Raw genomic sequence first — 15973 nt, forward strand, 5'->3', positions numbered from 1 at the left:
AAAGTAGGTTATCGTCAGGCTAATTATTAAGCAGAGCCCGTTCAGTCAAAGACTGAGCGGGCTTTTTGCTTTTCTGCTCCGGATTCGTCACATTGCCCTGCAACAGCTGTGCCGTTTCTGAGCAACTGTCCTGTTCGTCACGCCAGCGTGCGCGTGGCATGTCCTTTGCTGGTCTAGCACCAAACATCACAAGACTAGGGGACACAATGGCGCATCCAACCGGTCCTGCGGCATGGCCCGCGGCCGTGGCACGACTTCGCATTCCTTTCTTGTCCTTATTATTCTTGCCGGCCATCGCCGTCGCGGAAGAGTCGCGCGGCCTGGTCATTCCCCGGGTCGAGGTCGTCGGGGTCGCGCCGCTCCACGGCCTCGGCATCGACCGCGACCTGCTGCCTTACCCGGTGCAGATCGCCACCGACAAAACCATCCGCAAGGCGGGCGGCGAAAATCTTGCCGAGTTCATGGCGCACAACCTGAGCGGCGTGAACGTCAACGAGGTGTCGGGCAGTCCCTTCCAGAGCGACATCACCTTCCGCGGCTTCCGCGCATCGCCTGTGCTGGGCAGCTCGCAAGGCATTTCCGTCTATTTGGACGGGGTGCGTGTGAACGAGCCCTTCGGCGACGTGGTCAACTGGGACATGGTGCCCGAGGCGGCAATCGCCGACCTAACCCTCGTCACCGGCGCCAATCCGCTCTACGGCCTGAACACCCTGGGCGGCGCGCTGGCGTTCAGGACCAAGTCCGGGCTCACGGACCCTGGCGGCGAGGCCGAATTCTCGCTGACCGGCCAGGGCCGGCGCCGCGCCGACATCGCGTACGGCTGGCAGGGCGCCAAGGGCTGGCACAGCTTCATCGGCGCCACCCTGTTCGACGACGACGGCTGGCGCGCCCATTCTGCAGGCCGGCTCGGGAATTTCCTGATCAAGGTCGGGCGTGCGATGGGCAGCACCGACTGGAGCGCCACGCTGCTCGGCGGCCGCAGCCATGTGCTCGGCAATGGCTTGCTGCCGGATCCGCTGTACCAGGACGACCGGCGTGCCGTCTACACCTATCCGGACACGACCCGCAACCGCCTGCTGCAGGGGACTCTCAACCTCACGCACCACCTCGGCCGGGACAGCGAGCTGAGCGCCGTGGCCTATGTCCGCAACAGCCGTCGCGATACCGTCAATGGCGACGTCAGCGAAGACTACGCTGACTATATCGAACATTGCGCAGCCGGCTTCGGCGCAGATGGCGCGCCGCGCGAACCGGCTTCATGCGGACTGACGCGGGAGCAGGGCGCAGCACTGCACGCCGGCGTATTGAACACGACCAGCACGCGCCAGGATGGCCGCGGCCTGAACTTCGCTTTCAGTAGCAAGCGCGGTACGCTGAGGCTCGACGCCGGCGCCAGCGTCGACCAGAACGACGTGCGCTACGCCCAGTTCGAGCAGCCCGCCTTTGTCACCGAAGGGCGCGAGGTGATCGGCGACCCGCTGGAAGCGCGTGAGCCGACCTCATCGGTGGTCGGCAAATCGCGCACCGCTGCGGTCTACCTAGCCGCCAGCATGCCGCTTGCCCAGGGCACGCAGCTGACCGCCAGCGCGCGCTACGGCCGCACGCGGGTCGCCAATACCCTGAGCAACGAACGCGGACAGCAGCCCGCCGAGCGTTTTACTTATACCCGCCTCAATCCTTCGCTCGGCCTCACCCATGTCCTGAGCCCGCGCGTGACGCTGTTCGCCAATATCGCGCAGGGCAACCGCGTGCCGACCGTGATCGAACTCGGCTGTGCCGATCCGGACAATCCCTGCCGCTTGCCGGTTGGCCTGCAGTCAGACCCTTACCTGAAACAGGTCGTGGCACGCACGATGGAGGCGGGGGCGCGCGGCCGCTTCCAGGACGATGAGGCCTCCGGTAGCTATTCGCTGTCCCTGCACCGCACCGTCAACCGCGACGACATCCTCTTCCTCAGTTCCCCATCGCGCCAGGGCTATTTTGCGAACTTCGAGCGCACCCGCCACCAGGGCATCGACGCCCTGTTGACCCGCCAGTCCGGGCGTCTCGGGATCCGGCTCTCCTACAACTACCTGCAGGCCGTGTACGACGCCGACGGCGAACTGTTCACCGGCGCACGCCATGTCCAGGTCCGACGCGGCACGCAAATGCCGGGATTGCCGCGCCACAGCGCCAGGCTGTCGCTCGACTGGAACATGCGTCCGGAACTGACTATTGGCGCCGACCTGCATGCGGTATCGAGCCTGGTCACGCAAGGGAACGAGGACGGCTTGACCCAGGATGCGGAAGAGGGCGGGGACGCGCAGCGCGCCGACTGGCGGGTGCACGGCTATCTGCTGCTCGGCCTGCGCGCCAGCTACCGGCCTGCCGAACAATGGGAAGTCTTTGCGCGCGTTAGCAATGTGTTCAACCGCCGCTACGAGACCTTCGGAGCCGTTGCGCCGGACCTGTTTCCGCATGGCCGCCTGCTCGCGCCGCACGAAGAGGCGGGCGAGGCCGCGCACGCGCGCTTCGTGGCGCCCGGCGCGTCGCGCACCATCGTCGCCGGGCTGCGCTACCGCTTCTGATCAGAACCGGTATTCGGCACTGAAGCCGGCCATCCACTGGCGGCCCGGCGCCGCTTCGTAGTAGCGCTTGTTGGTATCGCCGACGATGACCGAGCCAGCGTACTGCCGGTCGAACACGTTGTTCAAGCGCAGGAACTGCTTGAAACGCCAGCGGTCGACTTCCTGGCGCGCCTGGGCGCGCAGGTTCACCACCGTATAGCCCGGCGCTGGCCGTTCGGTATTCGAGTCCTCGGCATATACCTTGGCGTTTGCTACCGTTTCGAGCGCGGCGCCGAAACGTCCGTCGGACTCTTTCCAGGCGAGTTCGCCATACATGGTGGCGCGCGGCACGCCCGGCAGGTGGCTGCCCGGCTGCACCGCGCCGAAGCCGGTTTCATAGGTCGCGCGCAGCATGCTCAGGGCCAGCCGGGCGCTCCATTCGGATGCGAGCTTGGTGTCGAGCGAGACTTCGGCGCCGCGGCGCCGGGTCTGGGCCGCATTGCGATAGCTGGTGCGTCCGGCAACGGAACTGTCGACCACCAGTTCGTCGTCGGTGCGCACCTGGAACAGGGCGGCGTCGATGCGTGTGTCCGCGCCCAGTACGGCCTTGGCGCCGAGCTCCAGGTGGCGGCTCTTCGCCGGCGCCAGCCTGAAATTGAAACCGGTGCCGCCGCTCGAATAGAACAGTTCGTTCAAGGTCGGGGTCTCGAAGCCGCGCGCCGCGCTCGCGTACAGGTTCAGTCCGCGCCCGACCTTGTACAGCACGCCGAGCACCGGGGTGGTCCGGCGGTAATCGATCCTGCCGCTGTCATTGCCGTTGCTGAGGAAGCGGTCGTCGACTTCCACCTTCAGGCGGCTGTGGCGCAGGCCGGCCGTGAGGACCCAGGGCCCGCCTTGCCACTCGCTCTGCAGATACGGGTCGACGCTGGTCAGCACGTCGGTTTCGTCGCGCCGCAGCGCGCCCTTGACGCCGAACTGCACGCCAGACTGGTTCGCGATGAAGTTCTCGTAACCCTTGCGGTCGTCCGTCGAACGGTCGACGGCGATGCCGACCGTGGTGCTGAGCTTGCCGCCGGCGAGCGGGCGCACGAACAGCCAGTTGAGGTCGAGGCCGTAGAAATCGCGGTCGAAATCGACCACCCCACCGGAATGCGTGGGCGGCGCCTGGAATGCGCGCGAAAAGGACTGGTACTGGACTACGCTCCGGTTGCCGCCGTACACCATGGCGCGCAGGCGGTCCTCGCCAAAGCGCCGCTCGTAGATGGCGCCGATCTGCTGGTGGTTGGTGCTCTTGCGGGTGTTGTAGCGGTCGGCCAGGGTGCGCTTCGGCGTCTGGGTGTCGGTAGCGTCGATCTCGCCGGCGCGCGGGTCGCGCTCGAAGGTGGCCCAGGTCACGCCCAGCGGATCCTGGGTATTTTGCTGGCTCAGGGTGCTGGCGGTGACGGTCAGGCGGCTGTCCGTGCCGGGCTTGAACGTGAGCTTGGTAAAGCCCTGGTCGCGCCGCGCCGCGCTGTGCGCCCGGTAGCCCTCGGTGCCGAAGCGCGAGGCGTCGACCACATAGCCCATGCCATAGGTTTCGCCCTGTGCGTTCAGGTCGATTTTCCACATGCCGTCGCTGCCGCCGGAGACGCTGGTCTCGGCGGTCGGGCTGCCGCGTCCCTCGCGGGTAAACAGCTGCACCACGCCGCCTGCGTGGTTGCCGTAGACGACGGAGAAGGGGCCGCGCAGCACTTCGATGCGCTCGGCCATGTCGAGGTTGAAGGTTGCCGCCTGGCCTTGGCCGTCCGGCATGGTGGCGGGGATGCCGTCGGCGATCAGGCGCACGCCGCGCACGCCGAACTGCGAGCGGGCTCCGAAGCCGCGCGAGGAAATCTGCAAATCCTGCGCATAGTTCTCACGGTTATGGATCACCAGCCCCGGCACCGCGACCAGGGATTCAGAGGCGTTGACGCGCATCTGCGTATCGCGGATCTGCCGCGCATCGACGACGTCGATCGCCGCCGGGAAGTCGGAAATATCGTGTTCGACGCGGCTGCCGGTCACGATGACGACCGGTATTCCCACCGCCTCGCCGGACGGGCTCGCGCCGCCATCGGCCGCGCTGGCGATCTGGGCGCAGGCGGTGGCGCACAGCGCGGCAATGGCGTTCATTCTGGATGCGGCTCGGTTCATCCCTTCTCCTGTCTGGATAGCTCGTTCCCAGTTCAAGCAATATGCCTGCCATCCCATCGCGCTTGTGCACGGCGTACCGGCTTGCCTATCTGCCGGCGCAACACCTGTTCAGGTTTTGCACAGTTGACCCATGGGTGTCTCGATTCCGGCACGACCGTATACGCGCTCTGCACAGATTTCCTGCGGCGGCATGGCCTGGCACGACCCTTGCGAATGCCGGACATATCACAAGACCATTCACAACGGAGACACCATGAAAACGAGAGCCGCCATCGCATGGAAGGCCGGGGAACCCCTGTCGATCGCCGAAGTAGACCTCGAAGGCCCGCGCGCCGGCGAGGTCCTGGTCGAAATCAAGGCAACGGGCATCTGCCACACCGACTGGTACACGCTGTCGGGCGCCGACCCGGAAGGGATCTTCCCCGCCATCCTCGGCCATGAAGGCGCGGGCATCGTCCTCGAAACCGGTCCGGGCGTCACCTCCGTCAAGCGCGACGACCACGTCATCCCGCTGTACACCCCGGAATGCCGCCAGTGCAAATTCTGCCTGTCGCGCAAGACCAACCTGTGCCAGGCGATCCGCAGCACGCAAGGGCGCGGCCTGATGCCGGACGCGACTTCGCGCTTCTCGCTGGACGGCAAGCCGATCTACCACTACATGGGCACCTCGACCTTCTCGAACTACATCGTGGTCCCGGAAATCGCGCTGGCGAAAATCCGTGACGACGCGCCTTTCGACAAGACCTGCTACATCGGCTGCGGCGTCACCACCGGCGTGGGCGCGGTGATCTTCACCGCCAAGGTGGAGCCGGGCGCCAACGTGGTCGTGTTCGGCCTCGGCGGCATTGGCCTGAACGTGATCCAGGCCGCGAAGATGGTCGGCGCCGACAAGATCATCGGGGTCGATCTCAACCCGGGCCGTGAAGAGATGGCCCGCAAGTTCGGCATGACCCACTTCGTCGATCCGAAAAACGTCGAGAACGTGGTCGACGCCATCGTCCAGCTGACCGACGGCGGCGCCGACTACTCCTTCGAATGCATCGGCAATGTGCAGACCATGCGCCAGGCGCTGGAGTGCTGCCATAAAGGCTGGGGCCAGTCGATCATCATCGGCGTGGCCGAGGCCGGCAAGGAAATCTCCACCCGTCCGTTCCAGTTGGTGACCGGCCGCGTGTGGAAGGGCTCGGCCTTCGGCGGCGCGCGCGGCCGCACCGACGTGCCGAAGATCGTCGACTGGTACATGGAACACAAGATCAACATCGACGACCTGATCACCCATACCTTGCCGCTCGAGCGCATCAACGAAGGCTTCGAGCTGATGAAGAACGGGCAGTCGATCCGTTCGGTAGTGATCTATTGACAACGGCGGTCCAACGAAGAAGAGGAGACATGACCATGAGCAGTGCAGTCCACATTCATCCAGCCGTCGACGACGGTATCCCGCCGGCGGCGCCGGACTTCGCAGGCGGCACCCTGACCTGCCTGTGCGCGACCGATCCGGTGCAGGTCGAGATCAAGGGGCAGGTGGCGCACAACCACGTATGCGGCTGCACCAAATGCTGGAAGCCGGCCGGCTCGCTGTTTTCTCAGGTTGCCGTGGTGTCGCGCGACAACGTGCGGGTTGTGGCCAACGGCGACAAATTGCAGCCGGTCGACACCACCGCCGCCATCGTGCGGCATGCCTGCCGCGAGTGCGGCGTGCACATGTACGGGCGCATCGAGAACACCGCCCATCCCTTCTTCGGGCTCGACTTCGTGCACACCGAGCGCTCCAGCCAGCGCGGCTGGGCGCCGCCGACCTTCGCGGCCTTCGTCTCGTCCATCATCGAGTCCGGCGCCCGCCCGGAAAACATGGGCGCCGTGCGGGCGCGCCTGACCGAAATGGGCTTGCCGCCCTACGACTGCCTGTCGCCGCCGCTGATGGACGCGATCTCGACCCACGTCGCCAAGGCCAAGGGAATCCTATGAAGCGCTTGCCCCTGCTTCTGCTGCCGCTCCTGGCAACGCCTGTCATGGCCCGGGCCCATGATTACCCGACCAGTGGGCGCGTGGAGTACGTGCTGGAGTGTATGCAAAAGCACGACGGCAAGTACGAGTTTCTCTACAAGTGCTCGTGCGTAATCGACCGTATCGCCGAGGCGATGCCGTACGAGGACTACGTGGCGATGTCGACCGCCTTGCGCGACCAGTCGCTGGCGGGCGAGCGCGGCGGCGCGTTTCGCGATCCCCCTTCGGTCAGGGCAATGGCCGACAAATACAAGACGATTCAGGCCAATGCGAACCAGGCCTGCCATGTGCAGCAGCGCTGATATAAAAATCGATAGGAGACTACCATGTCATTTCAAACGAAATTCATCCGCTGGTGGCCGTGCCTGGCACTGGCTGTTTCACCGGTCTTCGCAGCCGACTCCGATGTGGCACAGCTGAGCAAGGACCCGAAGAACTGGGCGATGCAGTCCGGTAGCATGAACAACCAGCGTTACAGCGAACTCAAGCAGATTAACAGCACGAATGCCAAGAACCTGCAGGTGGCCTGGACCTTCTCGACCGGCGTGCTGCGCGGCCATGAAGGCGGACCGCTGGTCATCGGCGACACGATGTACCTGCACAGCCCCTTCCCGAACAAGGTGTTTGCGATCTCGCTGGAAGACCAGAGCATCCGCTGGAAGTACGAGCCGAAGCAGGATCCGACCGTGATCCCGGTCATGTGCTGCGACACCGTCAACCGCGGCCTCGCCTACTCGAACGGCAAGATCTTCCTGCAGCAGGCAGACACCACGCTGGTGGCGCTGGACGCCAAGACGGGTGCCGAACTGTGGAAGACCAAGGTCGGCGATCCGAAGATCGGCGAAACCACCACCAATGCGCCGCACATCTTCAAGGACAAGCTGCTGACGGGTATCAGCGGCGGCGAATTCGGCGTGCGCGGCCGCATTGCCGCCTACGATCCGAACAGCGGCAAGCTGCTGTGGAAGGCCTTCAGCACCGGACCGGACAAGGACATGCTGATCGACCCGGCCAAGACCATGACCTGGACCGACGGCAAGATGGCGCCGGTCGGCCCCGACTCCTCGCTCAAGAGCTGGCAGGGCGACCAGTGGAAGCTCGGCGGCGGCACCACGTGGGGCTGGTACAGCTATGACCCCCAGCTGAACCTGGTGTACTACGGCAGCGGCAACCCGAGCACCTGGAACCCGCGCCAGCGCCCGGGCGACAACAAGTGGTCGATGACGATCTTCGCACGCGACCTCGACACCGGCGTCGCGAAATGGGTCTATCAGATGACGCCGCACGACGAGTGGGACTATGACGGCGTCAACGAAATGATCCTGGTCGACATGAAGGTCAAGGGTCAGCCGCGCAAGGCGCTGGTGCACTTCGACCGTAACGGCTTCGGCTACACCATGGACCGCCAGAGCGGCGAACTGCTGGTCGCCGAAAAATACGACCCGGTGGTGAACTGGGCCAGCCACATCGACATGAAGAGCGGCCGCCCGGTCGTCGTGGCGAAGTACAGCACCGACAAGAACGGACCGGACGTCAACTCGAAAGGCATCTGCCCGTCGGCCCTCGGCACCAAGGACCAGCAGCCGGCCAGCTATTCGCCCAAGACCGGTCTGTTCTACGTACCGACCAACCACGTGTGCATGGACTACGAGCCTTTCCAGATCGAGTACACGGCCGGCCAGCCGTACGTCGGCTCGACCCTGTCGATGTACCCGGCGCCGAACAGCCATGGCGGCATGGGTAACTTCATCGCCTGGGACGCCAGCAGCGGCAAGATCGTCTGGTCCAAGCCCGAGAAGTTCTCGGTGTGGAGCGGCGCTCTGTCGACCGCCGGCGACGTGGTGTTCTACGGCACCCTGGAAGGCTATATCAAGGCGGTGGACAACAAGGGCAAGGAACTATGGAAGTTCAAGACCCCGTCCGGCATCATCGGCAACGTCATGACCTGGGAATACAAGGGCAAGCAGTACATCGGCGTGCTGTCCGGGATCGGCGGCTGGGCAGGTATCGGCCTTGCGGCCGGCCTGACCAAGGGCACGGAAGGCCTGGGCGCGGTCGGCGGCTACAAGGACCTCGTCAAGTACACCGAACTCGGCGGCGTGCTGACCGTGTTCGCGCTGCCGGACAACCGCTGATCTCTGCGATCCGCACAATCCGCAATAACGGCCGCCGGCACGCGGACGCCGGTGGCCGTACCCTGTCTTTACCGGAAATCGCCATGAACAAATTCGTAACCCTGATGTTGAGCGCGGCCGCCTGCATGGCCGCCGTACCCGTCCTCGCCGACGATGCCGCCGCGCCTGCCGGCGCCGTCCCCTACAAGGTCGCCGACGGCAACAAGGTGGACGCCCAGACCCTGAGCGGCTGGAAGACCTGGCGCGCGCTGGCCTGCGAACGCTGCCACGGCGCGGCCCAGGAAGGCATGGTCGGCCCTTCGCTGGTGAACAGCCTGAAAACCCTGACCAAGGACCAGTTCAAGCAGACCGTCCTGCACGGCAGGATCGACAAAGGCATGCCCAACTTCGACGGCAGCAAGATGGTGGTCGACAACATCGACAACCTGTACGCCTACCTGAAGGGGCGCTCGGATGGCGCGATCCAGCCCGGCCGCCTGCAGGAGATCGGCAAATGAGGTGGCGCTTCAGCCTGGGCAGCTTGGCCGGCGCCGTGGCGGCGCTGCTCTGCCTGGCGGGACCCGCCGCCGCCCAGCAGGCCGGCAGTGACGCCGGCCCCGGGGCGGACAAGGTGCTGCGCGTCTGCCAGGACCCCAACAACCTGCCGTTCTCGAACCGTGCGGAGGCCGGCTTCGAGAACCGGATCGCGGCCCTGTTTGCCCAGGAGCTGGGATGGAAGCTGGAACATACCTGGTTCCCGCAGCGGATCGGCTTCATCCGCAACACGCTGCGCGCCAAGATCGACGATTCCGACCGCTACAAGTGCGACCTGGTGATCGGCGTTCCCGCCGGCTTCGAGATGGCCGCCACCACCCGTCCTTACTACCATTCGAGCTATGCCCTGGTCTACGTGAAGGGCAAGGGCCTGGACGGCGTGCGCAGCCTGGACGACCTGATGGCATTGAAGCCGGAGCAGCGCAGCAAGCTTCGGCTCGGTGCGTTCTCGTCCTCGCCGGTGACGGAATGGCTGGTGCAGAACAAGCTCATGAACCAGGTCGACTGGTACCAGAACCAGACTGGGGACGCTGAGCAATATCCTGGGCAAATCATCGAACGCGACCTCGCCAGCGGCAAGATCGACGCGGCCTTCGTGTGGGGGCCGATCGCGGGCTATTTTGCGCAGAAGACGCGCTCGGCGCCCATCGTCGCCGTTCCGCTCGCCTCGCGTCCGGGCATGAAGCTCGATTTCGAGATTGCGATGGCGGTGCGCCAAAGCGACAAGGAATTCAAGCAGCGCATCAACCAGCTGATCGAGGCCAACCAGGCCAGGATCGATGCCATCCTCATGGAGTACGGCGTGCCGCTGGTCGACCAGCAGGGACGGGCGGTGGCTTCCGGCCGTCCGGGAACACCATGATGCACCTGCGCGCCTCTCTCCCCATGCGGCCGGCGGGCGCCATGCTTGCCGTGCTTGTCACGCTTGCCGCTGGCCCGGCGGCGGCGCAGACGGTCTCGCCCGCCGAAACCCTGTTGTTCGAGACCGACCACCTGGCGAAAGTGAAGCCGCCGGCCACGCTGGTGTACACCTTTCGCAAGGACAGCAACGTCGAGCCGGGCTTCAAGGATGAAGTGCGGCTCGAGCTTGCCAGGATCAACGGCAAAGTGAGCGCCACCCTGCATTTCCTCACCGGTGTGCACAAGCAGGAGATTCCGGCGCTGGAAGAGGCCCACGGCAACCCAGTGCTGCTCGGCTTTCTCGAGCACGACATCGCCGAAATGAAGCGCCTGACGGGCGGCTCGACCAGCTATTTCCGCAAGCGGATCCGCATGGCGCTGGCCGAGGGCGCGCAGCTGACCGTGGAGCCGGTTTCCTACCAGGGCAAGACCGTGCAGGCGCAGGCGGTGCGCATTCAGCCCTACCTGAACGATCCGATGCATGCGCGTTTCGAGAAATACCTGCACAAGACTTATACCTTCGTTCTGAGCGACCAGGTGCCGGGCGGCCTGTATCAATTGCGTACCTCGCTCGGGAAACCGGACACGGTGCGGACCGGCGCCGCGCCGGCTGCGCCACCGATGATCGATGAAACCCTGACCCTGAGCAGCGTGACTCCCAAGCAGCCTTGAGCGGCAGAAGACAGCAGCAGGAGATATGCGATGGCGCCGTTGAAAGTATTCGCATTCGATTACGCGACGGCCGGCGGGCCGATGCCACGACGGCTGCCGCGCTCGCTCAGGCGCCAGGGCGACATGCTGCTGCAGGCCTTGCAGGCCGACCTGCGTGCGCTGCCGGACGTCCAACTGACGACGCTGGCGCCTGCGCAGGACGCTCCCCAGGCGCAGCAGGCGTTCAGCGAGCGTTTCGAGGCAGGCGTGGAAGCGGCCGATGCCGTGTGGCCGCTGGCGATCGAATCGGAAGGGCTGCTGGAACGCCTGTCGCGCGAGGTGCTGCGCGCCAACCGGATCCTGCTGGGCAGTGCGCCGGGCGCGGTGCGGGTGGCGGCAAGCAAGCTCGAGGTCGCGCGTGCGCTGGCCGAGGGCGGCGTCCCGGTCGCCGCCACCTACAGCCCGCACGCGGCCCTGCCCGACGCGCACGGCGCTTGGGTCGTCAAGCCCGATGACGGCGCCGGCTGCTTCAATATCCGCCTGTTCAACGACCGCGCCGCGGCGCTGGCGTGGATCCGTGCCGCGGCGGCGGAGGGCTATGTGCTGCAGCCCTTCATTGCCGGCAAGCTGGGCAGCCTGTGCCTGCTGTGCTGCGACGGCGTGGCGCGGGTGTTGAGCTGCAACCTAGAGCGGGTGGCCATGCGCAACAACCGCTTTCACTTCCTCGGCAGCACGGTCAACGGCCTGGGTGACCACGACGGTTCGCTCGATCGCCTGGCCCAGCAGGTGGCGGCGGCGATTCCCAGCCTGTGGGGCTATGTCGGCGTCGACTTCGTTATCACCGACCACGGCGCCGTGGTCCTCGACGTCAATCCGCGGCTCACCGCCGCCTACGCCGGCCTGCACGCCTCGATCGGCCGCAACCCGGCCGGCCTCGTCATCGAATTGCTGAAAGGGCCGGGCGCCATGCCCGGTCCGCTGAGCGCACGGCGCGCTGTGAGCGTCGACCTGAGCGATGAGGCTGACTGAGCGTGCTTACCTGATCGCCACGCCCCAGGGCAGCTTGCCGACCGGGATGTCGCGCAGCTTGACGCGCTTGTCGGTGTCGATCACCGACACGCTGTTCGAACGGCCGTTGGCCACGTAGAGCTTCTTGCCGTCCGGCGTCAGGGCCATGTTCCAGGGCCGCTGGCCGACCGGGATGGTGGCCACGATCTGATTGCTGGCGGTGTCGATGATAGAGACGCTGGCATCGCCGCCATTCGACACGTACACCTGCTTGCCGTTCGGGTGCACGGCAATGCCGTTCGCCCGCAGCCCAGCCTTGATCCGTGCGACGATGGCAAAGCGCTCGGTGTCGATGACGAACACCTCGTTTCCGTTTTCCGTCGCCACGTAAGCGCGGCTGCTGTCGGGCAGGAAGCCGATGCCGCGCGGACGGGCGCCGACCGCCACCTGGGCGACCTGCTTGCGTGCGCCAAAATCGATGATGTCGACCGCGTCGCCTTCTTCCGCGCTGACGAACAGCAGGCGCCCGTTCGGGCTGAACACTGCGTGCTCGGGATTCTTGCCGTGGACCTTGATCGAAAACGCCAGCGCATTGCTGCGCGTGTCGACCACCGCGATATCGTTCTTGCCTTCGACCGCCGCCGCCACCCAGCGCCCGTCCGGGGAAATCGACACGCCTTCGGGCGACTCGCCCAGCGTCACGACGGCGCCCGGCTTCCGGGATGTGAGGTCGACCAGCTGCAGGCGGTTGTTCGGCTGGTCGCTGACGTACAGCCAGCGGCTGTCGACGCCGACCGCCAGCCCACGCGGCTTGCTGCCGGCCGAGATTTCGGCCACCACCTGGTCGGTGGCGGTGTCGATCACCGACACCGTGCCGGCGCCCTCGTTCGGGACGTAGGCGAAGGGGTCGGCGTGCAGGAGCGGCGGCAGCGCCGCCAGCAGGAGGAGGGCGATCGAGAAGAGACGGTTTGGCTTGACGGTCATCGGGATTCCACGGGGAGTTCGGGATGGGGATGGAGACCGCGCTCTGTGCGCCGCGGCCACATGCGCCACAGCAGGCCGTCGCGGTCGATCAGCATGTGCTTGGCGACCGCGAGCACGTGCAGGCCGACGAACAATGCCAGCAGCAGGGCGGCGACATGATGGGTGCCGTTGAAGAATGCGTAGAGTGCCTTGTCGTCGGGACCCCAAGGAGGCAGGCGGACGATATTGAAGAATTTGATGCCATGTTTGCTGAAATTCGAGGCAAGGTAGCCGGACAGCGGCAAGGCCAGCATGCACAGGTAGAGGGCAACATGGCTGAACCTGGCCACGACCCTCTGCCAGGCCGGCATGCCGGCAGGCAGCGCCGGCGGCGCATGGGTCAGCCGCCAGGCGATGCGCATCACGATCAGCAGGCCGATCAGGATGCCGCTGCTCTTGTGCAGGTTGACGTAGAAGCCGCGCTCGGGCGTCCCGCGCGGAATATCCTCCAGCATCAGGCCGAAGACGAACTGGCCTAGCAGCAGCAGGGCGATCAGCCAGTGCAGGGCAATTGCGGTTGTCGTGTAGCGGTCGCGTAGGGGCTTGGGCATGGAACCGTCTAGTGAACCAGGGACTTTTCGGGCGGCTTGATGTTCAGCCGCTGCAGCTTGCGGTAGAGCGTGTTGCGGCTGATATCCAGCTCGCGGGCAACGCCGCTCAGGTTCCACTCGTGGCGCTGGAGCACTTGCAGCAGCGCGCGGCGCTCCGCGCTTTCGAGCGTGTTCAGGCTGGTTTCGCCGGAGGCGTCCGACGCCGCTTCTTCGCCTGGCGCCAGCGCAAGATCGGCTGCGCCGGCTTGGTATTCGGGCGGCAGGTCGCGCACGGTCAGGCGATCCGTTTCGCGCAGTGCGATCATGCTGCGCAGCAGGTGACGCAGCTGGCGCACGTTGCCGGGCCAGCGCTGCTGTTCGAGCAGGAACAGCAGGCGCGCATCGAGCTCGACGGGACTGTCCTCATCGCTTTCCTCGGCGGCCAGATGGCGTATCAATGCACAGCGGTCGGCGCGTTCGCGCAGCGGCGGCAGCGTGAGCGTCACGCCTTGCAAGCGGTAATACAGGTCTTCGCGGAACTCGCCAAGCGCTATCTTCTTCGGCAGGTCGCAGTGGGTGGCGCTGATCAGGCGGATGTCGAGCTTGACCGGGGTCTCGCTGCCGAGCGGGATCACCTCGCGTTCTTCGAGCACCCGCAGCAGGCGCGCCTGCAGGGCAACCGGCATGTCGCCGATCTCATCGAGGAAGAGGGTGCCGGAATTCGCCTGCAGCAGCTTGCCGCGCTGGCCTTCCTTGCTGGCGCCGGTAAAGGCGCCGGACCGGTAGCCGAACAGTTCGCTTTCGATCAGCGACTCCGGTATCGAGGCGCAATTGATCGCGATGAAAGGACGGCTGGCGCGGCTGCCGGATGCGTGGATGGCGCGGGCGAACATCTCCTTGCCGGTACCGGTCTCGCCGAGCAGCATGATCGCCACATTCCGTTCGAGGACGCGCTTGGCCTTGTCGACGTTGGCGGTCATGACGGGGTCGCCGAACTGCAAGCGGTCGAGCGGGCTGTCGGGCGGAGCAGCAGGGGCTTCCTTCGCGGCGCTGCCGGTCAGCAGGCCGATATGCGGCGCATGGCGGCCGCTCGAGGTCGACAGGGGCTGGTACACCACGGCGAAAAAGCGGGCGCCGTTGCGGATCTCGAAGATCGGTACCGGGTGGAAGGCTTTCCTGACGGTGCTGTCGATCAGGCCCGGGAAGGTGATGTTGAACAGTTCGGTGATGTCGCGGCCGACGATCTCGGCGCGATCGGACAAGCCGAGCTGGAACAGGGCGCAGCGGGTGGCGGCCAGCACCTTGCCGGTCACGCTCAGGGCGATCGCCCCTTCGCTCAGGGTGCCGACGAATTCCGGGCGGTTATGGAAGCGCAGGATGAAATCATGGCGGAACTGGTGCAGGAAGACCCGGTTTTCGATCATCTGCACCGACATGCTGACCAGTGCCAGCGTGTGTTGCTGCGCCAGGCGGGATTCGCCGGAAGCGTCGAGCACGCCGACGAGATCGCCCTCATGGTCGAAGATCGGGGCGGCCGCGCAGGACAGGCCGGTGTTGCGCGACAGGTAATGTTCGTCCTGGTGCACGGTTACCGGGCGCCGCTCGAACAGGCAGGTTCCCATGCCGTTGGTACCCTGCGCACGTTCGCTCCAGACCGCGCCCGGCATCAGGCCGGTTTTCGATGCTGCATGGGTGAAGGCGGGATCGCCGAAATAATTGAGGAGTACGCCTTCGCGGTCGGTCAGCATGATCGCGTAGCCGGAACCCGCCAGCTGCTGGTAGAGGTTGGCCATTTCGACCTTGGCGACAGCCTGCACGTCGGCCAGCCGCTCCTGGCGCTCCCGTAATTCGGCGGGGGAGACGACCTCGGGCTCCGCACACGTACCCGGGTCGAGCCGATATTCATCCAGGCATCGTATCCAGGATTGGGTAATGCGGTTTGCAGTTGCTATGCGTTCGCGTCCGCTCCGGCTCTGAACGACCGAGCGGACACGATTGACGTGTTCCACGGCAAAGTTCGGCATGCTGTCTCCTGCGTCCTCACTCGTGGCTGCACCCGGGGCCGCCACGGCTTGTTATTGTATGGACTGCTATCGAGTTGCAACCACAGCTCCAGATACTACTCTCGGCAGCAAATAGTTCAAGCTGTTCCGGGTATTTTCACTCGCTGCTCTTGCTGGCAGCGCCTGACTTCTTGGAATCCAGATCGGTATCAGGGAAAGCTGAATTAAGGGGAACCCCCGGCGATCATCGCGGTCATCTACTTATCTCGATGAGTCGTCGACGCAACAGGCCTTGTGCGCCCCGGTCCTGTTTTGCTATAGTTCGCGTCCTGCTTCGGCGGCGCACGAAAAAAACTCCAAAACGAGTGTGCACTGTTGAAAAGGATGAGTTGACGAGTTAAGCGAAACACTGCATAATCTCACTTCTCTGCTGCTGACGAACACAACGATTCGCAGAATGCAGC

General features: G+C 65.3%; 13 protein-coding genes. 9 read left to right on the forward strand and 4 right to left on the reverse strand.

The features are described from left to right. Positions 1 to 269: 269 nt before the first annotated feature. A complete protein-coding gene (locus AC07PE_RS26790) occupies positions 270 to 2567 on the forward strand; it encodes a TonB-dependent receptor (protein WP_498770334.1) in 2298 nt (765 codons plus the stop codon). Here the strand turns inward: AC07PE_RS26790 and AC07PE_RS26795 are convergent, their stop codons facing one another. Beyond that, on the reverse strand, positions 2568 to 4718 hold the full coding sequence (locus AC07PE_RS26795; protein WP_498770336.1) for a TonB-dependent receptor family protein: 2151 nt from the start codon (positions 4716 to 4718) through the stop codon (positions 2568 to 2570). A gap of 253 nt (positions 4719 to 4971) precedes the next feature. Between AC07PE_RS26795 and AC07PE_RS26800 the strand changes: the two genes are divergently transcribed. From AC07PE_RS26800 to AC07PE_RS26835, 8 genes are all read left to right on the forward strand, one after another. Continuing rightward, positions 4972 to 6078, forward strand: a complete 1107-nt coding sequence (locus AC07PE_RS26800) for an S-(hydroxymethyl)glutathione dehydrogenase/class III alcohol dehydrogenase (RefSeq protein ID WP_498770338.1) — start codon at positions 4972 to 4974, stop codon at positions 6076 to 6078. A gap of 35 nt (positions 6079 to 6113) precedes the next feature. Next, positions 6114 to 6686, forward strand: a complete 573-nt coding sequence (gene gfa / locus AC07PE_RS26805) for an S-(hydroxymethyl)glutathione synthase (RefSeq protein ID WP_498770340.1) — start codon at positions 6114 to 6116, stop codon at positions 6684 to 6686. After that, positions 6683 to 7027: a hypothetical protein gene (locus AC07PE_RS26810; protein WP_498770342.1), complete on the forward strand. Its 345-nt coding sequence runs from the start codon at positions 6683 to 6685 to the stop codon at positions 7025 to 7027. The genes gfa and AC07PE_RS26810 overlap by 4 nt, the downstream gene beginning before the upstream one ends. Before the next feature lie 24 nt (positions 7028 to 7051). Further along, positions 7052 to 8860 (forward strand): methanol/ethanol family PQQ-dependent dehydrogenase, encoded by a 1809-nt coding sequence (locus AC07PE_RS26815; RefSeq protein WP_498770344.1) that lies wholly within the window; start codon positions 7052 to 7054, stop codon positions 8858 to 8860. Between the two features lie 83 nt (positions 8861 to 8943). Beyond that, a complete protein-coding gene (locus AC07PE_RS26820) occupies positions 8944 to 9357 on the forward strand; it encodes a c-type cytochrome (protein ID WP_498770347.1) in 414 nt (137 codons plus the stop codon). Then, complete coding sequence (locus AC07PE_RS26825) at positions 9354 to 10256, forward strand: quinoprotein dehydrogenase-associated putative ABC transporter substrate-binding protein (RefSeq protein WP_498770349.1); 903 nt, start codon at positions 9354 to 9356, stop codon at positions 10254 to 10256. The genes AC07PE_RS26820 and AC07PE_RS26825 overlap by 4 nt, the downstream gene beginning before the upstream one ends. Further along, positions 10253 to 10966 carry a hypothetical protein gene (locus AC07PE_RS26830; protein WP_498770351.1) on the forward strand — a complete coding sequence of 238 codons (714 nt, stop codon included), beginning with the start codon at positions 10253 to 10255 and terminating at the stop codon, positions 10964 to 10966. Before AC07PE_RS26825 ends, AC07PE_RS26830 begins: the two co-directional genes overlap by 4 nt. A gap of 30 nt (positions 10967 to 10996) precedes the next feature. Beyond that, positions 10997 to 11974, forward strand: a complete 978-nt coding sequence (locus AC07PE_RS26835) for an ATP-grasp domain-containing protein (protein ID WP_498770353.1) — start codon at positions 10997 to 10999, stop codon at positions 11972 to 11974. A gap of 6 nt (positions 11975 to 11980) precedes the next feature. Here AC07PE_RS26835 and AC07PE_RS26840 read toward each other — a convergent pair whose 3' ends face one another. Genes AC07PE_RS26840 through AC07PE_RS26850 form a run of 3 tightly spaced genes read right to left on the reverse strand, consistent with a single transcriptional unit; the run spans position 11981 to position 15530 of the window. Further along, positions 11981 to 12937: a beta-propeller fold lactonase family protein gene (locus AC07PE_RS26840; protein ID WP_498770355.1), complete on the reverse strand. Its 957-nt coding sequence runs from the start codon at positions 12935 to 12937 to the stop codon at positions 11981 to 11983. Continuing rightward, a complete protein-coding gene (locus AC07PE_RS26845; protein ID WP_498770357.1) occupies positions 12934 to 13527 on the reverse strand; it encodes a cytochrome b in 594 nt (197 codons plus the stop codon). The genes AC07PE_RS26840 and AC07PE_RS26845 overlap by 4 nt, the downstream gene beginning before the upstream one ends. Positions 13528 to 13535: 8 nt before the next feature. Continuing rightward, positions 13536 to 15530, reverse strand: coding sequence for a sigma-54-dependent Fis family transcriptional regulator (locus AC07PE_RS26850; RefSeq protein ID WP_498770359.1), 1995 nt, complete (start codon positions 15528 to 15530; stop codon positions 13536 to 13538). Positions 15531 to 15973 lie beyond the last annotated feature (443 nt).

It is taken from the genome of Telluria sp. GW821-FHT07G12 (assembly GCF_059418525.1).